This window comes from Pseudomonas sp. NFACC02, from assembly GCF_900110765.1.
Lineage (GTDB): Bacteria > Pseudomonadota > Gammaproteobacteria > Pseudomonadales > Pseudomonadaceae > Aquipseudomonas.
The window spans coordinates 1-24,186 of sequence record NZ_FOEO01000063.1 but is presented as its reverse complement, the minus strand read 5'-3'; the positions used below and the strand labels follow the sequence as shown (position 1 = coordinate 24,186).

29 protein-coding genes are annotated in these 24,186 nt (G+C 59.9%); 20 read left to right on the top strand and 9 right to left on the bottom strand.

The annotated features are described in order from the left end of the window. The 8 genes from BMY73_RS26540 to ureC form a co-directional block, all read left to right on the top strand. Positions 1-312, top strand: a 312-nt coding sequence (locus BMY73_RS26540; protein ID WP_139214286.1) for a transposase, incomplete at its 5' end; no start/stop codon positions are given. 61 nt (positions 313-373) lie between these two features. Next, positions 374-1,072, top strand: a complete 699-nt coding sequence (gene urtE / locus BMY73_RS26535; RefSeq protein ID WP_092410837.1) for an urea ABC transporter ATP-binding subunit UrtE — start codon at positions 374-376, stop codon at positions 1,070-1,072. A 48-nt stretch (positions 1,073-1,120) separates the two neighbouring features. Next, positions 1,121-1,966, top strand: a complete 846-nt coding sequence (locus BMY73_RS26530; RefSeq protein WP_062378908.1) for an urease accessory protein UreD — start codon at positions 1,121-1,123, stop codon at positions 1,964-1,966. 197 nt (positions 1,967-2,163) lie between these two features. Next, the gene (gene ureA / locus BMY73_RS26525; protein ID WP_062378910.1) at positions 2,164-2,466 is read left to right on the top strand and encodes an urease subunit gamma; all 303 of its coding nucleotides are present in this window, start codon (positions 2,164-2,166) and stop codon (positions 2,464-2,466) included. Positions 2,467-2,494: 28 nt separating this feature from the next. Then, positions 2,495-3,088: a GNAT family N-acetyltransferase gene (locus BMY73_RS26520; RefSeq protein ID WP_092410835.1), complete on the top strand. Its 594-nt coding sequence runs from the start codon at positions 2,495-2,497 to the stop codon at positions 3,086-3,088. Between the two features lie 45 nt (positions 3,089-3,133). Continuing rightward, on the top strand, positions 3,134-3,670 hold the full coding sequence (locus tag BMY73_RS26515; RefSeq protein ID WP_092410833.1) for a GNAT family N-acetyltransferase: 537 nt from the start codon (positions 3,134-3,136) through the stop codon (positions 3,668-3,670). Then, positions 3,667-3,972, top strand: coding sequence for an urease subunit beta (locus tag BMY73_RS26510; RefSeq protein WP_092410831.1), 306 nt, complete (start codon positions 3,667-3,669; stop codon positions 3,970-3,972). Before BMY73_RS26515 ends, BMY73_RS26510 begins: the two co-directional genes overlap by 4 nt. Before the next feature lie 149 nt (positions 3,973-4,121). Next, entirely contained in the window at positions 4,122-5,822 is a 1,701-nt protein-coding gene (gene ureC / locus BMY73_RS26505; RefSeq protein WP_092410829.1) for an urease subunit alpha, read from the top strand. 95 nt (positions 5,823-5,917) lie between these two features. Here ureC and BMY73_RS26500 read toward each other — a convergent pair whose 3' ends face one another. Next, positions 5,918-6,190, bottom strand: coding sequence for a hypothetical protein (locus tag BMY73_RS26500; RefSeq protein ID WP_062378918.1), 273 nt, complete (start codon positions 6,188-6,190; stop codon positions 5,918-5,920). A gap of 53 nt (positions 6,191-6,243) precedes the next feature. Then, complete coding sequence (locus tag BMY73_RS26495) at positions 6,244-6,594, bottom strand: thioredoxin family protein (RefSeq protein ID WP_092410827.1); 351 nt, start codon at positions 6,592-6,594, stop codon at positions 6,244-6,246. 274 nt (positions 6,595-6,868) lie between these two features. Here BMY73_RS26495 and BMY73_RS26490 point away from each other — a divergent pair, with 274 nt between their 5' ends. Beyond that, positions 6,869-8,002 carry a sensor histidine kinase gene (locus BMY73_RS26490; protein ID WP_092410825.1) on the top strand — a complete coding sequence of 378 codons (1,134 nt, stop codon included), beginning with the start codon at positions 6,869-6,871 and terminating at the stop codon, positions 8,000-8,002. A gap of 149 nt (positions 8,003-8,151) precedes the next feature. Here BMY73_RS26490 and BMY73_RS26485 read toward each other — a convergent pair whose 3' ends face one another. Continuing rightward, positions 8,152-8,451 carry a chaperone modulator CbpM gene (locus BMY73_RS26485; RefSeq protein WP_092410823.1) on the bottom strand — a complete coding sequence of 100 codons (300 nt, stop codon included), beginning with the start codon at positions 8,449-8,451 and terminating at the stop codon, positions 8,152-8,154. 2 nt (positions 8,452-8,453) lie between these two features. Beyond that, entirely contained in the window at positions 8,454-9,416 is a 963-nt protein-coding gene (gene cbpA, locus BMY73_RS26480) for a curved DNA-binding protein (protein ID WP_092410821.1), read from the bottom strand. Between the two features lie 298 nt (positions 9,417-9,714). On the opposite strand from cbpA, the gene BMY73_RS26475 reads away from it, so the two are divergent. Then, entirely contained in the window at positions 9,715-10,980 is a 1,266-nt protein-coding gene (locus BMY73_RS26475; RefSeq protein ID WP_092410819.1) for an Hsp70 family protein, read from the top strand. Between the two features lie 132 nt (positions 10,981-11,112). On the opposite strand, the gene BMY73_RS26470 is transcribed toward BMY73_RS26475, so the two are convergent. Next, positions 11,113-12,123 carry an AI-2E family transporter gene (locus BMY73_RS26470; RefSeq protein ID WP_062378929.1) on the bottom strand — a complete coding sequence of 337 codons (1,011 nt, stop codon included), beginning with the start codon at positions 12,121-12,123 and terminating at the stop codon, positions 11,113-11,115. Between the two features lie 189 nt (positions 12,124-12,312). Then, positions 12,313-12,603: a PsiF family protein gene (locus BMY73_RS26465; RefSeq protein ID WP_062378931.1), complete on the bottom strand. Its 291-nt coding sequence runs from the start codon at positions 12,601-12,603 to the stop codon at positions 12,313-12,315. 151 nt (positions 12,604-12,754) lie between these two features. Here BMY73_RS26465 and BMY73_RS26460 point away from each other — a divergent pair, with 151 nt between their 5' ends. Beyond that, positions 12,755-13,648: a DMT family transporter gene (locus tag BMY73_RS26460; RefSeq protein WP_092410839.1), complete on the top strand. Its 894-nt coding sequence runs from the start codon at positions 12,755-12,757 to the stop codon at positions 13,646-13,648. Position 13,649: 1 nt separating this feature from the next. On the opposite strand, the gene BMY73_RS26455 is transcribed toward BMY73_RS26460, so the two are convergent. Further along, the gene (locus BMY73_RS26455; RefSeq protein WP_092410817.1) at positions 13,650-13,886 is read right to left on the bottom strand and encodes a hypothetical protein; all 237 of its coding nucleotides are present in this window, start codon (positions 13,884-13,886) and stop codon (positions 13,650-13,652) included. Between the two features lie 59 nt (positions 13,887-13,945). Beyond that, positions 13,946-14,836, bottom strand: a complete 891-nt coding sequence (locus BMY73_RS26450; RefSeq protein WP_092410815.1) for an esterase/lipase family protein — start codon at positions 14,834-14,836, stop codon at positions 13,946-13,948. A gap of 254 nt (positions 14,837-15,090) precedes the next feature. Here BMY73_RS26450 and osmE point away from each other — a divergent pair, with 254 nt between their 5' ends. Together osmE and BMY73_RS26440 are read left to right on the top strand one after the other, a co-directional pair. Next, entirely contained in the window at positions 15,091-15,429 is a 339-nt protein-coding gene (gene osmE / locus BMY73_RS26445) for an osmotically-inducible lipoprotein OsmE (protein ID WP_092410813.1), read from the top strand. 136 nt (positions 15,430-15,565) lie between these two features. Then, a complete protein-coding gene (locus BMY73_RS26440; protein ID WP_092410811.1) occupies positions 15,566-16,096 on the top strand; it encodes a ferritin-like domain-containing protein in 531 nt (176 codons plus the stop codon). Positions 16,097-16,293: 197 nt separating this feature from the next. Here BMY73_RS26440 and BMY73_RS26435 read toward each other — a convergent pair whose 3' ends face one another. After that, positions 16,294-18,360 carry an AsmA family protein gene (locus BMY73_RS26435; RefSeq protein ID WP_092410809.1) on the bottom strand — a complete coding sequence of 689 codons (2,067 nt, stop codon included), beginning with the start codon at positions 18,358-18,360 and terminating at the stop codon, positions 16,294-16,296. A 316-nt stretch (positions 18,361-18,676) separates the two neighbouring features. Here BMY73_RS26435 and BMY73_RS26430 point away from each other — a divergent pair, with 316 nt between their 5' ends. The 7 genes from BMY73_RS26430 to BMY73_RS26400 all read left to right on the top strand — a co-directional run bounded on the left by BMY73_RS26430 (position 18,677) and on the right by BMY73_RS26400 (position 23,711). After that, positions 18,677-18,946 (top strand): hypothetical protein, encoded by a 270-nt coding sequence (locus tag BMY73_RS26430; RefSeq protein WP_062378941.1) that lies wholly within the window; start codon positions 18,677-18,679, stop codon positions 18,944-18,946. Positions 18,947-19,088: 142 nt separating this feature from the next. After that, positions 19,089-19,721, top strand: a complete 633-nt coding sequence (locus BMY73_RS26425) for a TetR family transcriptional regulator (protein ID WP_062378943.1) — start codon at positions 19,089-19,091, stop codon at positions 19,719-19,721. Positions 19,722-20,003: 282 nt separating this feature from the next. Then, the gene (ureE, locus tag BMY73_RS26420) at positions 20,004-20,504 is read left to right on the top strand and encodes an urease accessory protein UreE (RefSeq protein ID WP_062378945.1); all 501 of its coding nucleotides are present in this window, start codon (positions 20,004-20,006) and stop codon (positions 20,502-20,504) included. Continuing rightward, positions 20,501-21,175: an urease accessory protein UreF gene (locus BMY73_RS26415; RefSeq protein WP_092410807.1), complete on the top strand. Its 675-nt coding sequence runs from the start codon at positions 20,501-20,503 to the stop codon at positions 21,173-21,175. Before ureE ends, BMY73_RS26415 begins: the two co-directional genes overlap by 4 nt. 56 nt (positions 21,176-21,231) lie before the next feature. Then, positions 21,232-21,846, top strand: a complete 615-nt coding sequence (gene ureG / locus BMY73_RS26410; protein WP_062378949.1) for an urease accessory protein UreG — start codon at positions 21,232-21,234, stop codon at positions 21,844-21,846. A 34-nt stretch (positions 21,847-21,880) separates the two neighbouring features. Then, positions 21,881-22,453, top strand: a complete 573-nt coding sequence (locus tag BMY73_RS26405) for a HupE/UreJ family protein (protein ID WP_092410805.1) — start codon at positions 21,881-21,883, stop codon at positions 22,451-22,453. Positions 22,454-22,574: 121 nt separating this feature from the next. Next, positions 22,575-23,711: an AGE family epimerase/isomerase gene (locus BMY73_RS26400; protein WP_092410803.1), complete on the top strand. Its 1,137-nt coding sequence runs from the start codon at positions 22,575-22,577 to the stop codon at positions 23,709-23,711. The last annotated feature ends 475 nt before the right edge of the window (positions 23,712-24,186 follow it).

Here is a 24,186-nt window from a genome sequence, read left to right as displayed (position 1 = left end):
GAAATCGCGAACTTGTACAAAGATCGCTGGAGGATCGAGCTGTTTTTCAAGTGGATCAAGCAACATCTGAAACTCAAACGCTTCTATGCCTTCTCCGAAAACGCCGTGCGCCTGCAGATCTACAGCGCCTTGATCAGCTATCTGTTGTTGCACCTGTTCCACCGCCGCTCAGGGTTTCAGGGCTCGTTGTTTGAGCTGACGGTTCGTATCGCTTATGCCTTGCATGAACGGCCTGCTACCCAGGAATTCAAAGACCGACGACGACAGGAACAGGATCAGTTGAAGGCTGCTCAGGGCAGCCTTCAACTATGAAACATATTTACCGGACACTAGTGACGCGGAGCGTGGGAACGATCACCGGGAGAGTTCGAACATGTTGCAAATAGAAAAGCTTCATCAGTACTACGGCGGCAGCCACATCCTGCGCGGCCTGTCCTTCGACGTGAAGGTCGGCGAGGTCACTTGCCTGCTGGGACGCAATGGCGTGGGCAAGACCACGTTGCTCAAGGTGTTGATGGGCCTGCTGCCCGCCAAAGAAGGTGTGGTGCAGTGGGAAGGCAAGCCGATCACCGGCTTCAAGCCTCATCAACGCGTACATGCCGGTATTGCCTACGTGCCGCAAGGTCGGGAGATTTTTGGTCGTCTGACCGTGGAAGAAAACCTGCTGATGGGCCTGTCGCGCTTCCCCGGTTCCGAAGCCAGGGAGGTGCCGGCGTTCATCTATGAGTTGTTCCCGGTGCTCCTGCAGATGAAGCACCGCCGTGGCGGCGACTTGTCCGGTGGTCAACAGCAGCAACTGGCGATTGGTCGGGCCCTGGCGAGTCGTCCACGGCTGTTGATACTCGATGAGCCGACCGAGGGCATCCAGCCGTCGGTGATCAAGGAAATCGGCGCCGTGATCAAGAAACTCGCGGCTCGGGGCGACATGGCCATTCTGTTGGTGGAGCAGTTCTACGACTTCGCCGCCGAGCTGGCGGATCAGTACATTGTCATGTCCCGCGGCGAAATCATTCAGCAAGGTCGCGGTGAGGATATGGAGGCCGAAGGCGTACGTGGTCTGGTCACCATTTGACGCGCCGATCGGCTAAGGTAGATGCCTTCAAAAACGATAACGAGCCCTATGAATCTTCCTGCCCACACCGCCCTGTTCACGCCCAGCTGGCATGCCGAGCTGGAGCTGGGCTATGGGCGCTTCGGCGACAGCACGCGCCCGATCCAGCGTCGTCACAAGGGCCCGCTGCGGGTGCAGAAACACCTTTACGCCGAAGGCCCTGAAGTCTGCCAGCACATCATCGTTCATCCGCCCGGCGGTATTGCCGGTGGTGACCGTCTGGACATCAGCGCCAGCGTCGGCCCGCAGGCCTGGGCCCAACTGACCAGCCCTGGCGCCGCCAAGTGGTATCGCGCGGCCTCTCCTGCGTATCAAAAGCTTGAGTTGAAGGTTGCGGCCGGCGGCACGCTGGAATGGCTGCCGCAGGAGACGATCGTGTTCAGTGAGGCCAAGGCAGAGCTCACGACCCGAATCGACCTTGAATGCGATGCGCGCCTGCTTTTTTGGGACGTGGTTGCGTTGGGCCGGCCGGCCAGTGGCGAGCGCTTCGAGCAAGGGCATTTTCAGGCGCACCTCGACATACGCCGCGACGGCAAGTTGTTGTGGCACGAGCGCCAACGCATCACGGGCAACGACGGTCTGCTGGACTCGCCCGTAGGACTGGGCGGCAAACCGGTGTTTGCAACGCTCATCGTGACCGGCGAAGTCGATGCAGAGTTAATGGAGCGTTGCCGCGCACTGGCTGAACATTCGCCGGTGCGAGGCGACCTGAGTCAAGTACCGGGGCTGATCATCGCCCGCTGCCTGGCCGATGAAGCCCTGCATGCGCGAGCCTGGCTGATCGAATTATGGAAACTGCTGCGCCCGGCCCTGTTGGGCCGCGACGCGGTAGCGCCGAGGATCTGGAGTACATAAGCGACACCGTTCCCTTGTAGGAGTGCGGCTTGTCCCACGATCTGCCGGGGACCGGCAGCAAACCCGGAAAACGCGGATTGTCAGACATACCCGGCCAGTAGAAATTACGATTGCTTCGCAACCGATCGCGGGACAAGCCACGCTCCTACAGAGGTCGCTGCGCTTTCATTTAGTTGATTTTTGAAACGGAAAAAAACATGGACCTGACTCCACGCGAAAAAGACAAGATGCTGATCTTCACGGCAGGCCTGGTGGCCGAGCGGCGGCTGGCCCGGGGCTTGAAGCTCAATTACCCGGAAGCGATGGCATTCATCTCGGCCGCGCTGCTGGAGGGCGCCCGCGATGGGCAGACGGTCGCTGAGCTGATGCATTACGGCACCACCCTGTTGACCCGCGAACAAGTGATGGAAGGCATCGCGGAAATGATTCCGGAAATCCAGGTCGAGGCTACGTTTCCGGACGGCACCAAGCTGGTGACCGTGCATCAACCGATTGCCTGAAGCACGTTCTGAACAAGTGAAAACGGACATGACCTTTACGATTCGTGACGCACTGCTGACGGACATGCCTGCGGTGCTGGACATTTACAACGACGCCGTTCTCAACACCACGGCGATCTGGAATGAGCAGCCCGTGGATCTGGCCAACCGCGAAGCGTGGTTCGCCGCTCGCCAGGCACAGGGATACCCGATTCTGGTGGTCGTGGATGACGCCCGTCAGGTGCTGGGCTATTCCTCGTTCGGCGACTGGCGTCCGTTCGAAGGTTTCCGCCACACCGTCGAGCATTCGGTTTACGTACGTGCCGATCAACGCGGCAACGGCTTGGGTCCCTTGCTGATGAAGGCGTTGATAGAGCGCGCCAGGGCCTGCGACAAACACGTGATGGTCGCCGCCATCGAAAGCGGCAACGCTGCGTCGATCCACCTGCATGAAAAGCAGGGTTTCGTCACCACCGGCCAGATGCCGCAGGTTGGTACCAAATTCGGCCGCTGGCTGGACCTGACGTTCATGCAACTGGACCTGTCACCGGGAGCCTCGCCCCCCCCCCCCCCCCCCCCCCCCCCCCCCCCCACCACCCCCCCCCCCCCCCCGTCTCAGGCACCAGCGAAGAAAAATCCCTGACCGCTCTGTGTGCCCTGATTGATCTCTCTTGAAGGAAGCCAACTCATGAATGCCGCTCAGTTACGACGTGTCACCAGCGAAAGCTTCGCGCACTACCGCCACGGACTGGTGGCGTTGTTGCTGGACGCAGTGCACCGAGGCGCATCGGTGGGATTCATGGCCGACCTGAGCGCCGACGAAGCCTACTGTTGGTGGGAAGGCGTCAGAACGGAGGTTGAGCAGGGCAAAGTATTGCTATGGGTCGTTGTGCAGGAAGAACAGGTACTGGCCAGTGTGCAGCTGGCGCTGTGTCAGAAGGCGAACGGCTTGAACCGCGCGGAGGTACAGAAGCTGCTGGTGCTGCATCACGCCCGCCGTCGCGGGCTTGCCACCCAACTGATGAATGCCGTGGAACAGGCCGCGCAACAGCATAATCGCGGGTTGCTGTACCTCGATACGCTGGCAGGTTCGCCTGCAGAAGATTTCTACCGCGCGCTTGGTTACCAGCTCTCCGGCAAGCTGCCGGACTACGCCTGCAATCCAGACGGCGAGTACCACGCCACCGCCATTTACTACAAGTTACTGTCGAGGAAGAGCGCATGATTCCTGGTGAATACCAGATCCAGGCCGGTGAGATCGAGCTCAATGCCGGTCGCCGCACAATCACCCTCAGCGTCGCCAACAGCGGCGACCGTCCGATTCAGGTCGGCTCACACTTTCATTTTTTCGAGACCAACGACGCCCTCACCTTCGACCGTGCCGCCAGCCGCGGCATGCGCCTGAACATCCCGGCCGGCACCGCCGTGCGCTTCGAACCGGGCCAGGCACGGGAAGTCGAGCTGGTGGACCTGGCGGGCCATCGCCGGGTGTTCGGTTTCGCGGGACGGGTGATGGGGGATTTGTAAGCTGCCCGCTTCAAAAACGTATTGATCGTTCCCACGCTCCGCGTGGTAACCCGGACTGGGCGCTCCGCGTCCGTTTTGTGACGCAGAGCGTCACCAGATGCGTTCCCACGCAGCGCGTGGGAACGATCACTGAATGCCAAGGCGACTACATGAAAATTTCCAGACAAGCCTACGCCGACATGTTCGGCCCTACCGTCGGCGACCGTGTGCGTCTGGCGGACACCGAGTTATGGATTGAAGTCGAAAAAGACTTCACCACCTACGGCGAAGAAGTGAAGTTCGGTGGCGGCAAGGTCATTCGGGACGGCATGGGCCAGGGCCAGTTGCTGGCGGCGGAAGTCGTCGACACGCTGATCACCAACGCGCTGATCGTCGACCACTGGGGCATCGTCAAGGCCGATGTCGGCATCAAGGACGGTCGCATTGCCGCGATCGGCAAAGCGGGCAACCCGGACATTCAGCCCGACGTGACCATCGCCATCGGCGCCGCCACCGAAATCATCGCCGGAGAAGGGATGATCCTGACCGCTGGCGGCGTCGACACGCATATTCACTTCATCTGCCCGCAGCAGATCGAAGAAGCCCTGATGAGCGGCGTCACCACCATGATCGGCGGCGGCACCGGCCCGGCTACCGGCACAAACGCAACGACCGTTACGCCCGGTCCGTGGCACATGAAGCGCATGCTGCAGGCCGCTGAAGCGTTCCCCATGAACATCGGTTTCACCGGCAAAGGCAACGTCAGCCTGCCGGAACCGCTGGTCGAACAAGTCAAGGCTGGCGCCATTGGCCTCAAGCTTCATGAAGACTGGGGCACCACGCCCGCCGCCATCGACAACTGCCTGAGCGTTGCCGATCAGTACGACGTGCAGGTGGCGATCCACACGGACACGCTGAACGAGTCCGGCTTCGTCGAAACCACGCTGGGCGCGTTCAAGAACCGCACCATCCACACCTACCACACCGAAGGTGCCGGTGGCGGCCACGCGCCGGACATCATCAAGGCCTGCGGTTTCCCCAACGTGCTGCCGAGCTCGACCAACCCGACCCGGCCGTTCACCCGCAACACCATCGACGAGCACCTGGACATGTTGATGGTCTGCCATCATCTGGACCCGAGCATCGCCGAAGACGTCGCGTTCGCCGAGAGCCGCATCCGTCGCGAAACCATTGCCGCCGAAGACATTCTTCACGACCTCGGCGCGTTCTCCATGCTGAGCTCCGACAGTCAGGCCATGGGCCGGGTCGGCGAGGTGATCATGCGCACCTGGCAGACCGCCGACAAAATGAAGCGTCAACGTGGTCCATTGCCGGGCGATGGCGAAGGCAACGACAACTTCCGCGCCAAACGCTACATCGCCAAGTACACCATCAACCCGGCGATCACCCACGGCATCAGCCACGAAGTCGGGTCGGTCGAAATCGGCAAATGGGCGGATCTGGTGTTGTGGCGCCCTGCATTCTTCGGGGTGAAGCCGACGCTGATCCTCAAAGGCGGCTCCATTGCGGCGAGCCTGATGGGCGACGCCAACGCCTCGATCCCCACCCCACAACCCGTGCACTACCGCCCGATGTTCGCCAGCTACGGCAGCTCGCTGCACGCCAGCAGCATCACGTTCATCAGCCAGGCCGCGATGGACGCCGGCGTTCCCGAGCTACTGGGTCTGAAAAAACAGATCGGCGTCGTCAAAGGCTGCCGCAGCGTGACCAAGGCAGACCTGATCCACAACGACTACCTGCCCCACATCGACGTCGACCCTCAGACCTATCAGGTCAAGGCCGACGGGGTGTTGCTGTGGTGCGAACCAGCAGAAGTGCTGCCGATGGCGCAGCGGTACTTTCTGTTCTGACAACTCATCGTTTCCGTAGAAGCGCGCTTGCCCGCGATGGCGTAACCGAACTCACCATCGTCGGCAACCGCGCGATGACGGAATCACGCCAGCGCTCAGGACGATTTACTCATGACCTCCAGTAACGTGGTCTTCCGATCAATCAGTCCCAACATCTGCAGCACATCATTAACGGCTCCCAAGACGCCCAGCTCCTGGTTGGAAAGTTTTTGTTTACTCACACTCTTTTGCAACGCTGAGTAGACCAGCAGTTTGCCTCTGGATACATCATCATTGGGATCACCGGGCGCATGCCTGGTATCGGCAATCTTCTCGGTGACCAGTCTGATCTGATCTTCCAGGTAATGATCGAAATCCTCTCTAGACATGATTGCTCTCCTGAGCGGGTGTATCCCTCGTAACTGCAGCCGACAACGATTGCCTACTCCAACATCGCGTCAATTCTTTTCTTTATCCAGAACTTCAGATGGAACTCAGGAGCACGCTGAATGAAGAACAATGCCGGCGCTTCCGCGATGCCGCACAGCTTGGCCGACTCAGGATTGCTATCAAGATCGATGCGCACAAACTTCACCCGATCGCCATAATCCACCGACAGTGCGTCAAGAATCTCATTCATGCGGCTGCTGTTATTGGCCTGCTCCATCACCGTGCCGTCTTTAGGATCTGGGTACTTGTTCACTCCAGGCTTACTGAACTCCACAACAACCGGGGTCGAGGCTTGCAGGACCTCTTTCGTAAAAACCTCATCACTTGCTTCAATGATTGCCATGACCGATCTCCTTTCGGTGTCGCCTCCTGCGGTCTCCATGGCTGGAAATCGGAGGCTGCTCTCTGACCGTATTTACAGTGACTACTTCCTCGGTGAGCTCCTTTCTTCCCTGTTTGTAGGGTCAGATGACCGTATTCCTGCCGTCCTGACCTGTCTACTGTCAGAAATGACAGTAAACGACGCCGATCAGATTCAATCGCCTGTTCTTCCCGTCACAACATGGCGCTAAGATGGCGCCAATTCATTCAGCGCCCTGCCAGCAAGGTTGTTACCCATGCGTCTTTCCGATTTCATCGCGCAGAACGTGGACCGCATCGTCGATGAATGGGAGACATTCGCCGCCACGATGACCCCTGCGGCGGAGTCGATGAACAGCCTGGAGCTGCGCGATCATGCAAAGGCGATTCTGCTGGCCGCCGCACGGGACATGAACACCGCGCAGACCAAGGCGGAGCAGATCGCCAAGGCTCAAGGCGAAGACGTGGGCAAGACGCCGACGCTGGACCAGGCCGCCGCCAGCCACGGTGAACTGCGACACACCGTCGGGTTCGACCTGGTGCAGATGACCTCGGAGTTCCGGCATTTGCGTGCAACGGTCATTCGCTTCTGGGCCGAAAGCCTGACGTCGCCGGAAACCGCGCACTTTACCGACATGATCCGTTTCAATGAGGCGATTGACGAAGCCCTGGCCGAGTCCACCGCCGCCTATGCCGAACGCGTCACGCGCTCGCGGGACATCTTCCTCGCCATTCTGGGTCATGATCTGCGGGCGCCTTTACAGGCCATCAGCATGTCGTCGGAAATCCTGATGAGAAAATCCGGGCTGGGCGACACGGAGATGGCGTATATCAAGCGCATCAAAAGCAGCAGCAAACACATGGCGACCATGGTGAGCGACCTGTTGGAGTTCGTGCGCAGCCGTCTGGGCGTGACGCTGCCCATCGAGCGTAAACCCATGGAGATGACCGTCGCCTGCCGTGACGCCATCGATGAAGCCATCGCCGGGCATCCGGATTGCGACCCTAAATTCACCACGACCGGAGACACACAGGGCGAATGGGACCGTTCGCGAATCGATCAGATGCTGCAGAACCTGATCGGCAATGCCCTGCAACACGGCGCGGCGACGCACAAAATCAGCGTTTCGCTGATGGGCAGCGAAAGCCACGTCAGCCTCTCGGTACACAACGACGGCGAACCGATTGCCCAGGAAGCGATTGGCAGCATCTTCGATCCGCTGGTGCGCTCGCTCAATGAAGAAGCGGGCACGCATAACCCTTCCACCAGCCTTGGATTGGGGTTGTTCATCGTGAAGGAAGTGGTGAATGCTCACGGAGGAAGCATTACCGTGCAGTCGAATATTGGCGACGGGACCACGTTTACCGTGGTGTTGCCGAAGAAGGGGTGACAGCTGCGAGTCCTGCCCCTTCTCCTGTAGGGGCCGGCTTGCTGGCGAAAGCGACGGATCAGCTGACACTAAGTCGTCTGCCCTCCCGCATTCGCCAGCGAGCCGGCTCCTACAAAGATTGGCCGCGTGGCGCCAGGCTCAGCTCCCGGTCAATCCTGTAAAAACCGCCCCAACTGTTGCTTGAGCATGCGGTTCTCGGCCCGAACCTGCTCAAGCTCGTCCAGCAGGTTCAGCGCCAGGGCGACGCCGTCCCATTCCATTGCAAGATCGTGGTGCAATTTGGCCGCACGCTTGGCCACAGACAGTGAATACGTGTCGAACAGCCATTCGTCCGGCTTCTGTCCCTGAGGTTCGACGATGCCGTGCTCGACAATCTCGATAACATAGGCGACCGGCATGTCGACCACCTGACAGAATTCTTGCATGTCTACGACCAGGGTATTGCTCATGATCAGCTACTCCATTGAGCCCTCGGGTCGAAAGCGGCCTTTTCAGCCAGCTTCTCCCACAGCGCCTTGGTGGCTTCATCGGTGGACTTGGGCATGACGATCTTCAACTGCGCATACAGATCGCCACGCTGGCCCTGCTTGTTTAACAGACCATTGCCTTTGACCCGCAGCCGCTGGCCGCTTTGGCTGTCCGGACGAATGGTCAGGTTGATCTTGCCGGTCAGCGTCGGTACGGCGACCTTGGCGCCGAGCGCGGCCTCCCATGGCGCCAGCGGGACGGTGATGATCAGATCGTGACCCTCAACGTCGAACTTGGGGTGCGGCGCCAGACGAATGGTCAAAAACAGGTCACCATTCTCCCCCCCGGCCACGCCAGGAGCGCCCTGACCTTTAAGACGAATGCGCTCGCCGTCGGTAACCCCCGCCGGAATCTTCACGTTCAAGGTCTTGGTGATGTCAGCCATGCGCTGGCCGTTGGCACTGTGCTGCGGCACCTTGAAGCTGATTTTCTTGGATTCGGTCGAGAGGGTTTCCTCAAGGAAAATCGCCAGTTCCATTTCCACGTCTTGTCCTCGACGCCCCGTGCTGTGCGGTCGACCGCCTTGCGGGCCGCCACGATTACCGAAGATTGAGCTGAAGAAGTCGGAAAAATCGCCGCCCTCGAAACCGCCGCCCCCACCAAAGCCCGAACCTGCGCCCGCGCCACCACGCCCCTGCCAACCCGGAGGCGGCTGGAAACGACCTTGCTGGCCATATTTGCGGATGTCGTCGTACTCGGCGCGCTTCTCGGGATCGCTCAGCGCTTCGTAGGCCTCGGACGCCTCTTTGAACTTTTCTTCCGCGCCCACTTCTTTGCTGACATCGGGGTGATACTTGCGCGCGAGCTTGCGATAGGCGGTCTTGATGGTTTTCTCGTCCGCCGTCGGCTCTACGCCAAGAATCTTGTAATAGTCTTTGAAGTCCATCTAACGGTCACCCATTCCGGATTATCCAGCACAGTTCCGTATCGCGTTATCAGATGAGAACGTTGGCCGCGCTGAATGTTGCAAGGTTATCGGCACGCGGCCTCGCGAGCTTGAAACGTTGTTCAGACCGGCCACATGCGATGAAGAGTTGCCTACAAGATTGGGGGCCTGAAGCCCCAGTTCAAGCCGTCGACGCAAAATACATACCGATACAGTGAAAAACCGACATCGAGCGCTACGAAACGCCAGCGTACTCGCATACACTGCGCGGCCGTTTTTTGACTGGAACGTAAAGAACATGAGCACCCCATCCCCAGCCCGTGCCGTTGGCATCGACTTCGGCACCTCCAACTCCACGGTCGGCTGGCTGCGCCCCGGAGCGGAAACGCTGATCGCGCTGGAGGACGACAAGATCACCCTGCCGTCGGTAGTGTTCTTCAATATGGAGGAGCGCCGTCCAGTCTACGGTCGTCTGGCCTTGCACGAATACCTGGAAGGCTACGAAGGCCGCCTGATGCGCTCGCTCAAGAGTTTGCTCGGTTCCAAGCTGATCAAGCACGACACCAGTGTGCTCGGCACGGCGATGCCATTCAAGGACCTGCTCGGGCTGTTTATCGGCGAGCTGAAAAAGCGCGCCGAAGCCGCGGCCGGTCAGTCATTCGAGCAAGTGGTGCTGGGCCGCCCGGTGCATTTCGTCGATGACGATGCCGCCGCCGATCAGGAAGCCGAGGACACGCTGGCTGAGGTGGCGCGCAAGATCGGTTTCAAGGACGTTTCGTTCCAGTTCGAACCCATTGCGGCAGCCTTCGACTATGAGTCGACGCTGGAGCATGAAGAACGGGTACTGATCGTCGACATCGGCGGCGGTACGTCGGACTTCTCGCTGGTGCGTTTGTCGCCGCAGCGCCGTCTGGTCGATGACCGCCAGAGCGACATTCTGGCGACCGGCGGTGTTCACATTGGCGGGACCGACTTCGACAAGCAGTTGAGCCTGCAAGGCGTGATGCCACTGTTTGGCTATGGCAGCCGCATGAAAAGCGGCGCCTACATGCCGACCAGCACGCACATGAATCTTGCCACATGGCACACCATCAACTCGGTGTATTCGCAGAAGTCACAGCTGGCGCTGGGCAGCATGCGTTATGACATTGAGGACAGCCTGGGCATCGACCGCCTGTTCAAGCTGATCGAACAACGCGCCGGACACTGGCTGGCAATGGAAGTCGAAGAAACCAAGATCCAGCTGACGCATGCGGAAAATCGTGTGGTGTCCATGGACCGTGTCGAGTCCGGCCTGACCGTTGACCTGACCCGCAAGCTGTTCGAATCGTCCATCGACGCGCTGCTGGAGCGTATTCGTGAAAGCGTAACCCGCCTCCTGAACGACGCCGGCGTCGGCGTGACCGATGTCGACACCGTGTTCTTCACAGGCGGTTCGAGCGGCATCCCGGCGCTGCGCAACAGCGTGGCCGCCATGCTGCCCAAGGCGCGGCATGTCGAAGGCAATATCTTTGGCAGTATTGGAAGCGGTCTGGCGATCGAAGCGAAGAAGCGGTACGGCTAACCCGCCATGCGTGGAGAATTATTGATCGTTCCCACGCTCTGCGTGGGAATGCCGTGCAGGACGCTCCGCGTCCCATCGGCGCAAAGCGTCGTCACCGCGCCCCCACACAGAGCATGGGGATGATCAGCGAGCTCAGACCAGCTCCGCCCTGCGCAACTCACTCTTGAGATACGCGTAATAAATCGGCCCCGCCACCACGCCGGGCAATCCAAACGCCGCTTCGAAAATCAGCATCGCCAGCAGCAGCTCCCACGATTTCGCACTGATCTGCCCGCCCACAATCCGCGCGTTAAGGAAGTACTCAACCTTGTGGATGATGATCAGATAGCCCAGCGCCGCCAGCGCCACCCAGATCGACAACGACATGCCGACAATGAAAATCAGCGTGTTGGACATCAGGTTACCCACCACCGGCAACAAGCCCAGCAGGAAGGTCAGCACAATCAGGGTCTTGGTCAGCGGCAGGTGTACGCCGCACAGCGGGAGGATGACGGCCAGGAAAATCGAAGTGAACGCCGTGTTCAGCAGGGAAATCTTGATCTGCGCGAACACGATGTTACGAAACGCCTGACTCAGCAGATGCAGACGCTCGAACAGCGCAGCCGCCAGCGGTTTGCGCTTGGTGACATCAGGAATGCGCTGGAGCGCGATGATTGCACCCAGGACCATGCCGATCAACAGGGTCACGAACATGTGCGCCGCGCCTTTGCCCAGCAGTTGTAACTCACCGATATGTTTGGTCAGCCAGGCGCTGAGCGACACCTGAAATTCGGTCGCGCTGGCGGGCAAATAGTTATCGATCATGGGCGGCAACTGGCCGCGAGCACGTTCGACCAGAATCATGAATTTGTCCAGCGACGCGCCCGGGTTTTCCGCCTCGTGCAACAGAAAACTGATTGCCCCGGCGAACAACAGCGACAGCACGCTGACCACAATCGTGCCGAGCAAGGCGACCGCCAGCCAGCGCGCGCGCTCCCCCGCGATCAGCCGTTGCAACTGCGGGGTCAGCATGTCCACGAGCTCGTAGACCAGCAAGCCAGCCAGCAGGCTGGGCAACAGATTGAGTGGTAGCACCAGAAGCAGACCACCGAACACCAGGATGTAGCTGGCCAGATACACTTGACGCGGCGAAAACGTTGGCATACAGCCTCAAACGAGCGGCTTGAAAAGATGGGCAGTCTGCCAGCGTTCTGAGTCGAGAACCAGCGATGCGAAGGTCGCGGGGGGCTCAAGCGTGGGGATGCTGCGCTTGCAACCCGAATCATCGGCCGCAGTCGCAGGAAGTACAGGCCCGGGCATCTGTTTCCGACGCCCGGACTGGCACCGAGAAAATTATTTCTTCTTGAGACAATCGCTCATGAACGCTTTGCGCGCATCGCCTTTCAACGCCTGCGTCGTGGCCGTCGCGTTGCAGGTTTTCATCTTTTCCTGCTGGGTTGCCGCCGGAGCGGGCGCCGCTTTCAGGCAGGTGCTCATGAACGCCTTACGCTCATCGCCCTTCAAGGATTTGGCCGTGGCATCGGCATTGCAGGTGGTCATTTTGTTCTGCTGCGCCGTGGCGGCAAAACCTTGAGCGCACATCAACAAGCCCACGACCAGCAGAGGAACACGCAACATTTTCATCGACATTCTCCAGGACCGCCGCGCACCCGCGCAGCTTTCGAAGCAGTGTAGTCAAAGAATGTTGCGTCATATTTCAGAGAATACTGCCAGTGAGGTAGACGCAGGTGCTCACAAGCCGATAATGGCGCTTCACTTTGCTGCCGGTTTCTCCATGCAATACCTTTATCCCCTCGTCACCGTCATGATCTGGGCGGGCAACAACGTCATCACTAAAGCTGCCGCAGGTCGCATCTTTCCAGCAGAGATCGGCTTCTACCGCTGGTTGCTCGCGGGCTTGCTGTTCACACCCTTCCTGCTCGGCCCGGTGCTGCGCAACCGTGCCGCGATCAAGCCCATCGTGGGCAAAGTGATCGTGCTGGGTGTTCTGGGCATGGCGATTTACCAAAGCCTGGCGTACTACGCAGCGACCGTCACCACGGCCACCAATATCGGGATCATTCTGTCGCTGGTCCCTGTCATGACGCTCGGCATGTCGATTGCCAGCCTCGGCACGGCATTGACTGCCGGCGCGCTGGTCGGTGCGCTGGTGTCGTTCGCCGGAGTGCTGCTGGTGGTGTCACAAGGCAGTTGGGCCGTATTGATCGCGCATGGCGTCAATCTGGGCGACCTGATGATGCTGGTGGCCACCCTGGCTTACGCAACGTACAGCACGCTGCTAAAGAAATGGCAGCTGCGCATGCCACCACTGCAATTGCTGTATCTGCAGATTCTGGTGGCGATCGTCGCGTTGTTTCCGCTTTTCCTGTTTTCGCCGAAAACAGGTCTTACTGCCAACAACGTTCCACTGGTGCTTTATGCGTGCATTCCGACGTCGATGCTGGCGCCGCTGCTCTGGATGAAGGCCATCAGCACTCTTGGCCCGAGCCGCACGACGCTGTTCTTCAATCTGGTGCCGATTTTCACGGCACTGGTTGCAGCGCTGGCGCTGGGAGAACAACTGGCCGCTTACCACTTCGTCGGCGGAGCGCTAACGCTGGGCGGCGTGATCCTCGCTGAACGCTGGACCACACCCCTGCGCAAGAAGACGCTCAAGCGCGCAGCCTGACTCAGGCTTTTTCAGCGGCCTCGGTGCTGTGAATCGACACGTCGGTGATGCCCGCGACATGGGGCAGGTCCACGTGCGGATTACCGGCATCGAGCGGATCGTCGTCCACTGCGACATGGTGCTTTAGCGCCAGTTCGTGGACGACTTCGATAATCGGAACGTCCAGGTCTTCAATCACATCGACATGGTGTTCACCGGCCAGCGTGTACTCGATCTCATACAGTTCTTTATCGCTCATCGCATCACTTCCTTAGCGGCCCATTCGGGCCTACTGATCACGAACTACGTCTCATAAAGTCAAAGACCGGCAGCTTTCAAGCGTCTGGCGTGTTCGAGAAACAACCCCACGGGATCGGCTCCCTTGCCCACCAGACCGAGGTGCTGGTTGACGATGTCAAAATGGTCGAGCGCAAAGTCGTCACCGATGACCGTGCCCAGGTGCGAACTGAATCGCCCGACCATGCCATCAGATTGACCTCGCTCTTTCTTGAACGTGCGAGCAAATATTCGGCAGGTGAGATTAGTGGTATCGAACAGGTTCTTTCCACGATCGGTACGACCAGGCTGCAGCGTTCCGGACCAGGAGTAGTAGCGCACCCCATTGACCAGTTCGTCCCCCTGCCCGCCCCAGGTTTTGGGCAGACCTTGGGGAAACAACGCGTTGAACCGCGCAACGCCGCTGGTTGTAAGCGAGTGGTGAGCCGCGTCGACGTCAGTGGGCAGACGGGTGCCGCGATAGCCGGTGTCCAGCACGGCCAGCATCAGCGTGGTCAGGCGAATCGCCGCATTGACCAGCCTTCCGCGCACAGTGCTCTGAGGGAAATGCTCTTCGAGGTAGTCGGCCAGTTCCGAGCCGTGGTTAGGCCCTGCCACAGAGGTCACAGAGGCCACCAGGTCCGGACGCACGCCTGCGACGTAGCGAATCGTCAGTGCGCCCTGGCTGTGACCGATCAAATTCACCTTGTCCGCACCGGTTTCCCGCAGGATCTCTTCTATTCGAAGCAGCAACTGCTCACCGCGAATTTCGGTGGAATTGACTGCAGAAACCATCACCGGGATGACGGTCGCCCCGCCTCGCCGCAAGGCGCTGACAATGCCAAACCAATACGGATAGACCACCAGTTTCACGAATCCCAACAATCCGGGCACCAGCACGATTGGATAACGCGTGGCCAGTTCTTGCGTCATGAGCGATTGAATCCTGAGCATGGTCGTTGTAGGAGCGCGCTTGCCCGCGAAAACGCTGTCTGGCGACGAGGATGTTGCGCAAACACCGAAGCGTCACGGCCAAGCACGTTCCTACAGACACTAGCCGCAAACCATTCATCCATCATGACAAGCGGAGTAATGCCCCATCGCCATCTTTCAATCGAACTCTTTCATTCGACCGACGCTCATAAGTGCAACGGGCCAATGAGGGCCTTTCCGTGGAGTGACCGGTTATGCACAAGCAATCTCTGGCAGTAATGTTTGCAATGGCCGCGCTGGCTGGCTGTACCTCGACAACCCTGCAAAACCCTGTGGATTACGCGACGTATCGCAATGAACCGCTGGTCAAGCAGGTGGAAGAAGGCATGACCGAGCAGCAGGTGCTGACCATCGGTGGCGAACCTTCCACGCGCGTGCATCGCAAGGTTCATCCGGGGACCTGCAACAACTACATCCTCAACAAAGACGGTCATCAACAGGCCTATTACGTGACGTTCGGCGCCAACGACCGCGTAGACAGCAAGGGCTTCATGACCTGCGAGCAGCGTGAGGCCAACGAGCGGGCGATGTAAGTCGATAAACAAAATCAAACTTTTCCCGCCGCGTACCACTCACACCTTAAGACCCGATCTTGCCAGGCGTCGGTCCACGCGACCGACGCATCAAGAGCGAGACGGCTAAAACCGGATCAGCACCTGGAGAAAAATGATGAGCGATGTGCATTTAACTGATGTCAGCACCCTGCGCGAGCGCGCGCGTCAAAACGTTGAAAACGGTGCCGTGACCGAAGGCTACGATGGCGACCGCGAAGAGATCATTCGCCTGCTCAATGCGTCGCTGGCAACCGAATGGGTCTGCGTGCTTCGCTACAAGCGCCACTACTACATGGCCAAAGGCGTGAAAGCGCAAGTCGCTGCCGCCGAGTTCCTGGAGCACGCCGAGCAGGAAGCCGAGCACGCCGACAAGCTGGCCGAGCGCATTGTGCAACTGGGCGGCGAACCTGAACTCAATCCCGACCTGCTGTCCAAGAATTCCCACGCGCAGTACGTGGCGGGCAACACGCTGAAAGAAATGGTCACCGAAGACCTGATCGCCGAGCGCATCGCGATCGACAGCTATCGCGAGATCATTCAGTACATCGGCGATAAGGATCCGACCACGCGCCGTATTTTCGAAGAGATCCTGGCTCAGGAAGAAGAACACGCTGACGACATGGCGGATATTCTCGACGGGCTGTGATGCTTGAACGGCAATGAAAAAGCCAGGACCGATGTCCTGGCTTTTTTGTGGGTGAGGGCTGGATATAAATCCCTGTAGGAGCGCGCTTGCCCGCAATTGCGATCTGTCTGTGACAACACTGTGTCTGACACGCCGACGACGTCCGGGTGCGGCTCAGACCAAGCGCGCGCCTACAGGAGCGCGCACGTATTCCGGGTTTACTTCACCGTCTTCGGCGCCTTGCCCGCGCGCATCTGCTCCAGCAATGGAGCGCACTGGTTAGGCTCACCCGCGCTCGGGGCAACCAACGCCAGCAGACCCGCGGCAGGCCCGACCGCAGCGCCCAAAAGGACCATCCCGGCGCCTCGTAACAGCAACGGGCCTGACTCAACACCCGCATTCGGTTTGATGAAAGGCCCGCGCACGTACAGCGGCGAACGCAGCGAGAATACACGGAAACCCTTCGATTCCGGCGTGATCTTCATGTCCAGTTGCTCCGTCTTCATATTCGCGGTGCCGTCCACATAGATGATCGCGTTCTCGGTGTCGAAGACAAACAGGTTGGTCTTCGCCAGGCCGTCCTTGATGCCCAGATGCGACGCCGCACAATTGATCTTCACATCCTTGTCCCCGAACAGCTTGCCCACCACGTAGTTGCCCACGTTGAGCCCGGCGATCTCCATCAGGCCCCGGCTGATGGCGCCGTCGTTGACCAGCATTTTCATCTCGCCGTTGGCGGTGCCCAGCAACGCCGCAACTGAATTGCCTTTGCCACTGATGTCCGCGTCGCCGTTCAATTCACCAAAACTGGTTTTCATCGGTTCAAACGTCGGGAACAGTTGCTTGAGCTTGAAGTTACGCGCCGAGAGTTTTGCGTGTCCTTCCAGTGGCTGGGTATGACCATTGAGTTTGATGTCGGCATCCAGCTTGCCGCCGGCCACGCCAAACCGAAGCGGCTCCAGGATCAGTTGACCATCGTTGAGGACGACATGGGTATAGAGGTCGGTGAATGGCAGGTCGGCACTCTGCACGATTTTCTTGCCCGTGAACTCGACGTCGGCGTCCATGGCGCTCCAGCGGTCGGTCTTGAACTCCTCGACCGGCAGCACTTTGTCCGCCGGCTGCTTGCTCGCGCCGCCACGGGTTTTCTGCTCCGCATTGGAATCAGCACCGATCAGCGGTTTGAGGTCGGCCATCAACAATTGATTGGACACCAGCGCACCGGTCAGCTTCGGCCGCGGCTGGCTGGCCACGAAGCCAAGATCGCCATGGATATCGCTGTCCCCGATCTTGCCGTTGAAGCCTTTGTATTGAAACGAGGCGCCAGCCGGATCGTGCAGCTTGGCGATCAAACGCCCGTCGGTGGAGTACGGCGGCGAGTCGGGCAGCGTTACGCCGGTCAGTGGATACAGGTTACCGAGGCTGTCACCCGAGAGTTTCAGGCGCAGGTCCAGTTCGCCCAGATTCTGAGGATCCGTCACGGTGCCCGCGACCGCAACCCGCGTGTTGCCCGCGCTGACGTCGGCCTGCACCGGAAACGGCAGGGTCGCGTCCTTCAAAGCCAGCAAGCCGCCGACTTTGCCGCTGCCGTTGAGCTTCTGGCCGTGGTACTGACCTTTGGCGGTGAAGCCAAAAGCGTAATCCTGGGCAGATGCCCCCTTGTCCGACACCTTCTTCGCCTCGCCGCTGCCCACGATGTCGCTGAACGGGATCGGTTTGCCCAACGGATCGATGACCACGTCGACCGAGGTATTGATCATCTGGTCGTTGTAGCTGACCAGGCCCTTGTCGAACCCGATGGAGCCAATATCCACCACCCAACTGGAAGGTTTGGCGTTTGGGTCGCTTTTTGGCAGATCAAATACCCAGTTCGCGCGTCCGTCCGCCAGACGCTCGATCCTGGCGTTTGGTTCGGTCAGGTCGATGCGGGGAATCACCACACGCTGCGCCAGCAACGGCAGCGGTGCCAATCGCATCTCCACACGTTTGAGGGTCACCATCTGAGGGGTTTTCGACCATTCGGGGTTACCCAATGCGATGTCTTCCGCCGACATGTGCGGCCATGGAATCCAGGCGCGCCATCCGCCTTCATCCGGCTCACGGCGCCAAGACACAGCCAGATTGCCGTTGATGGCAAACGGTCGGTGCAACTCGGCAGATACCTTTTCGTTGATGGTCGGCTTTAGCCGATTCCAGTCGAACGTCGCGATGACAATGATCAGAACAGCCAGTAACAACAGCAGAATGCCGACTGTCCAGGCAAAAATCTTGCGGCCTCGCGTCATTGCGTTTTCTCCCCAAATACCGACGCCCCGTCCTGGCGCGTCTCATACGTCTTAGCCCTTCGACTGACAAAAGCCCCGTGGGTTTGATGAAATCCGGAAATCCATGGTCATAAAGTTCCCTCCGTCCGGATTCGCATGAGGGAAAACAGCAGGCCGCGCGACAGGTAATAGCGCGTAAAGCCCCGCTCCAGAAGGCTTTGCGGCCTTAATCAATTCTGTCGATGGTCACCATCAGCGCTTTGAACTTCTTTAAATCCGGTGCCCCCGTAAAATTGGACCCATGTTCACCTACCCGCCCTTTCGAGAGGCACCGTCCATGAAACGCCAACTGATCGCCCTGACCCTTTCTCTCCTCGCCTCGAGCGCGTTCGCCATGCCTGCCAGCGAACAGCCCGTACTTGGTGAAGCGAAAGCGAGCCAGGAAGCGGGTCTGCCTACGCTGGCGCAAGACGGTCCAGATCGCCTGATCAACCAGTATCAGCGCGTGGCTGCCGAGGAAAACTGCAACAGCCTTGCACACCGTTATCAGCGTGTCGCCGACAATGGCCCGGACCGTCTGGTGCAGCAATACCAGCGCGTTTCCTGAGCCCGCCGTTACCGTGAATCTGCCCGGCCGTGTTGCCGGGCTTTTTCATTTTCCGAACCACATGCCCGGAAACCCGGTTCGACGCAACGCAAACGCATTTGTTAGAGTGCTTTCCATTCTTCATTCAGATACCCGTCATCCAATGCTTCCCCGCGCCGAACAGAAACAGCAGACCCGCCACGCCCTGCTCGATGCAGCCCGTGGGTTGATGGAGAGCGGCCGGGGATTTGGCAGCCTCAGTCTGCGCGAAGTGGCCAAGACCGCCGGGATCGTACCGACCGGTTTCTATCGTCACTTCGACGACATGGACCACCTCGGGTTGGCGCTGGTGAGCGAGGTCGGTCAGACCTTCCGTGAAACCATTCGCCTGGTGCGGCATAACGAGAACATTAACAGCGGCATCATTGATGCGTCGGTCCGCATCTTTCTCGATGTCGTCGCCGCCAATCGCTCGCAGTTCCTGTTTCTGGCGCGTGAGCAATACGGCGGTTCTTTGAAGGTCCGCCAGGCGCTGGGCGCGTTGCGAGAGGCGATCATTGCCGACCTGGCGACCGACCTGGCGTCGATGTCCAAATTCCAGCATCTGAACACCGACGACCTCTCGGTCATGGCCGACCTAGTGGTCAAAAGCGTGTTTGCAATGCTACCTGAGCTGATTGACCCGCCCCCCGTCACGCTTGCCGAGCACCTGACGCCGCGCGCGAAGATTACCCAGCAACTGCGCTTCATCTTTATAGGCGCCAAGCGCTGGCAGGGGCTTGGCAGTACCGAGTAAACCACCCCCCCTGTAGGCGTGAGCTTGCTCGAATGCGTTCTACCGTTCGCGTTGGTGTTTCTGACACACCGCCGTCGCGAGCAAACTCACTCCTTCAGAAGGCATCGCCCCCGCAAAAAGCACATTATTGGTGCGCTAATCGGTCACGCGCACCAATACACTTCACCCCGTCGCCCCATTCCCAATCACTCCCGCACTGCATGTAGGCAATTTCTGACCGTTCCGTCAGTTGGCAAGCCACTTGCTCTAAACATTGCATCGCACATTGCTGGAAGTTTTCCGATGCTGGTGATTCATCAACGAATCGAACCCCAAGCTGAATGGGCCGCCGAGCTGCATTTGAATTTCGAGGCGCGGAGTAAAAGCCGCTTGCGCTGTTTCAGTGCCGAGGGCGAAGACGTTGGCCTGTTCCTTGAGCGTGGCCAGCCACCGTTGCGTGACGGCGATTTTCTGAAGGCCGAAGATGGTCGCGTGGTGAAAGTCTGTGCGCGCCCGGAGCAACTCATGCACGTGACCTGCAGCAGCGCCTTCGAGCTGACCCGCGCGGCCTATCACCTGGGTAACCGTCACGTCGCACTGCAAGTGGGCGACGGCTGGCTGCGGCTGCTCGACGACTACGTGCTCAGGGCCATGCTGGATCAGCTCGGCGCGACCAGCGAGTCCATCGAGGCCCCCTTCCAGCCGGAACACGGCGCTTACGGCGGGGGCCATCACCATTCACGCGCAGGTGAAGAAGACTTCAACTACGCGCCACGCATCCACCAGTTCGGCGTGCGCAAATGAACAAGGCCTGGGCGCTGTTGCGTCTGGCCAGCCCGCAACTGCCGATTGGTGGCTACAGCTATTCGCAAGGGCTGGAGATGGCGGTTGAACATGCCGTTGTCACCGACCCGTCCAGCGCGGGTCGCTGGATCGGCGACCAACTGCTGCTTAACTTGGCGCGCTTCGAAGCACCGCTGCTACTGGCGCATTGCACGGCCGCCGCTGAAGAGAACTGGGCGAGTCTGCTGCAATTGAGCGAACAGCATCGCGCCAGTCGGGAAACCCGCGAGTTACATCTGGAAAGCCGGCAAATGGGTTACTCGTTGCAGCAACTGCTCAACGGGTTGCCTGAACTGGATCAGCCCGCGCGTGACTTCCTTCAGCAGATTGACGAGCCCCACCTGGCGCTCGGCTGGGCGCTTGCCGCGCGCGCCTGGCAGATCGATCCACAGGATGCGCTGGCCGCGTGGCTGTGGAGCTGGCTGGAAAACCAGCTCGCTGTACTGATGAAGACACTGCCGCTGGGGCAACAGGCCGCTCAACGCCTGACCAGTGAACTGCTTCCACTGCTGCAAGACGCTCAACACCACGCGACCGAGCTCGACCCTGAACACATTGGCAGTGCCGCATTCGGCCTGTCGCTGGCGAGCATGGCCCATGAACGCCAGTACAGCCGCCTGTTTCGATCCTGATATCAGGGCTGCGGCCACACCACGAAACGCACAAGAAGATTAACGGAGAGCATTTGATGAACAGCCAACCCCTGCGTGTCGGTATCGGCGGTCCGGTCGGTTCCGGCAAGACGGCCCTGACCCTCGCCCTGTGCCTGGCCCTGCGCGAGCGCTACAACCTCGCCGTGGTCACCAACGACATCTACACCCGTGAGGACGCCGACTTTCTGGTGCGCAACGAGGCACTGGCCCCGGAACGCATCATTGGCGTGGAAACCGGCGGTTGCCCGCACACGGCGATTCGCGAAGACGCTTCCATCAATCTGGAGGCCGTCGATCAGTTGAACCGTCGCTTCGAGGGTCTGGACCTGATCATCGTCGAGTCAGGTGGCGACAACCTGTCGGCCACCTTCAGTCCCGAACTGTCGGACCTGACGATCTACGTGATCGACGTGTCCGCAGGGGACAAGCTGCCGCGCAAGGGGGGCCCGGGCATCTGCAAATCCGATCTGCTGGTGATCAACAAGATCGACCTCGCGCCATTGGTCGGTGCATCGCTGGAGATGATGGACCGCGACACCAAAAAGATGCGCGGCGACAAGCCGTTTGTTTTCAGTAATCAGAAAACCGGTCACGGCCTTGAAGACATCATCGCGTTCATCGAGCGCCAGGGCCTGCTGACAGCGGCCTGATCTCTTTCCCTCCCTTCATTAAGGACAATCATTGATGAACTGCAGAAAAATCCTGAGCACCCTCGCCCTGTTGCTGGCCCCGGCCTTGGCCTTCGCGCACCCGGGCCACGACGAAAGTGGTCTTGTGGCGGGCATCAGCCACCCCTTGGGCGGTATTGACCACCTGCTGGCGATGGTTGCCGTGGGCCTGTGGGCGGCACAACAGAAAGGCGCCGCTCGCTGGGCACTGCCGTGCACCTTCGTCGGCACCATGCTGATTGGCGGCTTGCTGGGCTTCGAAGGCCTGGCACTGCCTGGACTGGAAAGCGGCATTGCCGCTTCGGTGTTTGCGCTGGGCCTGGCCGTGGCCCTCGCTGTGCGTCCTCCGCTGTTCATGGCCGTGGCGGCGACTGCATTGTTTGCACTGTTCCACGGCGTTGCCCATGGTCTTGAGCTGCCCGACATGTCCAGCCCGTGGGGCTATGCAATGGGCTTCGTTGGCGCGACCGCCGCGCTGCATGCAGCGGGCTATGGCGTGGTGCGCGTGCTGCCCACCGCCGCTGCGCCAATCGTGCGGATCGCTGGCGCACTTTCAGCGGCGACCGGCGTGTGGTTGTTTGCGGGCTGATAGCAACTTCGGTAGGAGCGCGCTGGGTCCAGGCCGCTCCTGCAATTGATCTGCTTCTGACTCAAAAACCCCGTCCCCTGCTACCATGTCGCGCAATTTGCCCCTGCCGTGACGCCATCCGATGCCTGACGTTTCTCTTCTCCGCGCCAAGTCTGAACTGTCCGCGGTGTTCTCCACCGTGCAGCAACACTTCATGGACGTGATCGTGCCGCTCTGGCAGGGGCCAGGCTGGAATGCCGAAATGGCGCTGCCATACGAGGCGCTGGACGCACAGCATCAGCCGCTCCCTCCCCAGCGATATCGCGCCATGGCGTGCGCGCGGCAGTTGTTCCTGTTTTCCAGCTTCATCGGCCATCCGCAGATGCCGGATGCGGACGCACGGGCGGCTGCGCTGTTTCGCTCCCTGCAGCGGCATTTCCACGACGCTGAGCATGGCGGCTGGTTCTACAGCATTGATCCACAGGGCGCTCCTCTGGACCGCCGCAAGGACCTGTACACCCACGCGTTCATCATCTTCGCGTGCGCGCACTATTGGGCGAAAGTCCGTGAGCCTTTGGTGGAGTCAGTGCTGAACGCTGCGCTTAACGTCGTTGCGCAACGCTTCGCCGACGGCGATGGCCTGTATGAATCGGTACTGGCCGAAGACTGGTCGTCGCTGAACGCAGGCCCGCTGCAAAACCCGCTGATGCACCTCGCGGAAGCCTTTCTCGCCACGCTGGAAGTGCGCGAAGACGCAGACACGCTGGCCGCGCTGGACAGCCTCGCCGAAGCGATGCAACGCCGCTTTGTGGATATCGAGCACGGGGTGATGCTGGAGAAACCGCTGGACGCTGTGGATAACTGGTCCGAGCCGGGTCATCAGTTCGAGTGGTTCTATTTGCTGGAATCATCCGGGCACCTGCGCGGCACACCGCTGCATCGCTCGCTGACTACGGCCTTTGCCCACGCCCAGGCACACGGGGTGGATCAAACCACCGGCGCTGTCGCAGCGATGCTGGACGTGGACGGGTCGGTGAAAGACGGGACCCAGCGCATCTGGGCTCAAGCCGAATACCTGAGGGCACTGACGTTGCGCCCTGACAGTGAAGAACTGCTGGCGCGCCAGCTGAATGCGCTGCAGCAACGCTTTCTACACCCGACCGGCTGGAACGAGTGTCTGGACAGCCAAGGCCAGATCAGCCGCAGCGACATGCCTTCAACCACGCCTTACCACCTGGCGACCTGCTATATCGGCCTTGCAGAATATTTCAGCGGCTGATCAACCGCATGGCGAAGGAATTCGCTCTACAGGGCGCGCCAGACTGAAATTTCCCGAGTACCTGTAGGAGCCGGCTTGCTGGCGAATGCGTTGTGTCAGCGACATATTCGTGTCTGACGGTCCGCGTTCGCCAGCAAGCCGGCTTGTATGGTTCGCATTTCCACTATTTGGGGTGACGCTGACGGTGTGGTTTGTCCTAACGTCCAAACTGTTCCGCCTTCGGCGGGTTACTTGAAAGGACACCAAGTAACCAAGTGTCTGGCTCCTGGCTTGGCCCTCCTGCGTCGGGTACCCGCACTCCGACGACGCTCCGTGGACCCGCGCCGAACGGACATCCATGTCCTGACGGCGCTCTCGCGGCATCCATGCCGCTCGGCCCACTGCGCGTCGTCTGCGTTTGGCCTGCACCCAAGTCGCGCTTTGTGGTGTCTGGCCTGCTGCGGTATGAAGATCAAAAGCCATAGCGCGCTTTGCG

Bases quoted from the DNA above. Each gene is read 5' to 3' on its own strand.
- urtE (WP_092410837.1), top strand. From the start codon at position 374: ATGTTGCAAATAGAAAAGCTTCATCAGTACTACGGCGGCAGCCACATC.
- BMY73_RS26530 (WP_062378908.1), top strand. From the start codon at position 1,121: ATGAATCTTCCTGCCCACACCGCCCTGTTCACGCCCAGCTGGCATGCC.
- ureA (WP_062378910.1), top strand. From the start codon at position 2,164: ATGGACCTGACTCCACGCGAAAAAGACAAGATGCTGATCTTCACGGCA.
- BMY73_RS26520 (WP_092410835.1), top strand. From the start codon at position 2,495: ATGACCTTTACGATTCGTGACGCACTGCTGACGGACATGCCTGCGGTG.
- BMY73_RS26515 (WP_092410833.1), top strand. From the start codon at position 3,134: ATGAATGCCGCTCAGTTACGACGTGTCACCAGCGAAAGCTTCGCGCAC.
- BMY73_RS26510 (WP_092410831.1), top strand. From the start codon at position 3,667: ATGATTCCTGGTGAATACCAGATCCAGGCCGGTGAGATCGAGCTCAAT.
- ureC (WP_092410829.1), top strand. From the start codon at position 4,122: ATGAAAATTTCCAGACAAGCCTACGCCGACATGTTCGGCCCTACCGTC.
- BMY73_RS26500 (WP_062378918.1), bottom strand. From the start codon at position 6,190: ATGTCTAGAGAGGATTTCGATCATTACCTGGAAGATCAGATCAGACTG.
- BMY73_RS26495 (WP_092410827.1), bottom strand. From the start codon at position 6,594: ATGGCAATCATTGAAGCAAGTGATGAGGTTTTTACGAAAGAGGTCCTG.
- BMY73_RS26490 (WP_092410825.1), top strand. From the start codon at position 6,869: ATGCGTCTTTCCGATTTCATCGCGCAGAACGTGGACCGCATCGTCGAT.
- BMY73_RS26485 (WP_092410823.1), bottom strand. From the start codon at position 8,451: ATGAGCAATACCCTGGTCGTAGACATGCAAGAATTCTGTCAGGTGGTC.
- cbpA (WP_092410821.1), bottom strand. From the start codon at position 9,416: ATGGACTTCAAAGACTATTACAAGATTCTTGGCGTAGAGCCGACGGCG.
- BMY73_RS26475 (WP_092410819.1), top strand. From the start codon at position 9,715: ATGAGCACCCCATCCCCAGCCCGTGCCGTTGGCATCGACTTCGGCACC.
- BMY73_RS26470 (WP_062378929.1), bottom strand. From the start codon at position 12,123: ATGCCAACGTTTTCGCCGCGTCAAGTGTATCTGGCCAGCTACATCCTG.
- BMY73_RS26465 (WP_062378931.1), bottom strand. From the start codon at position 12,603: ATGAAAATGTTGCGTGTTCCTCTGCTGGTCGTGGGCTTGTTGATGTGC.
- BMY73_RS26460 (WP_092410839.1), top strand. From the start codon at position 12,755: ATGCAATACCTTTATCCCCTCGTCACCGTCATGATCTGGGCGGGCAAC.
- BMY73_RS26455 (WP_092410817.1), bottom strand. From the start codon at position 13,886: ATGAGCGATAAAGAACTGTATGAGATCGAGTACACGCTGGCCGGTGAA.
- BMY73_RS26450 (WP_092410815.1), bottom strand. From the start codon at position 14,836: ATGACGCAAGAACTGGCCACGCGTTATCCAATCGTGCTGGTGCCCGGA.
- osmE (WP_092410813.1), top strand. From the start codon at position 15,091: ATGCACAAGCAATCTCTGGCAGTAATGTTTGCAATGGCCGCGCTGGCT.
- BMY73_RS26440 (WP_092410811.1), top strand. From the start codon at position 15,566: ATGAGCGATGTGCATTTAACTGATGTCAGCACCCTGCGCGAGCGCGCG.
- BMY73_RS26435 (WP_092410809.1), bottom strand. From the start codon at position 18,360: ATGACGCGAGGCCGCAAGATTTTTGCCTGGACAGTCGGCATTCTGCTG.
- BMY73_RS26430 (WP_062378941.1), top strand. From the start codon at position 18,677: ATGAAACGCCAACTGATCGCCCTGACCCTTTCTCTCCTCGCCTCGAGC.
- BMY73_RS26425 (WP_062378943.1), top strand. From the start codon at position 19,089: ATGCTTCCCCGCGCCGAACAGAAACAGCAGACCCGCCACGCCCTGCTC.
- ureE (WP_062378945.1), top strand. From the start codon at position 20,004: ATGCTGGTGATTCATCAACGAATCGAACCCCAAGCTGAATGGGCCGCC.
- BMY73_RS26415 (WP_092410807.1), top strand. From the start codon at position 20,501: ATGAACAAGGCCTGGGCGCTGTTGCGTCTGGCCAGCCCGCAACTGCCG.
- ureG (WP_062378949.1), top strand. From the start codon at position 21,232: ATGAACAGCCAACCCCTGCGTGTCGGTATCGGCGGTCCGGTCGGTTCC.
- BMY73_RS26405 (WP_092410805.1), top strand. From the start codon at position 21,881: ATGAACTGCAGAAAAATCCTGAGCACCCTCGCCCTGTTGCTGGCCCCG.
- BMY73_RS26400 (WP_092410803.1), top strand. From the start codon at position 22,575: ATGCCTGACGTTTCTCTTCTCCGCGCCAAGTCTGAACTGTCCGCGGTG.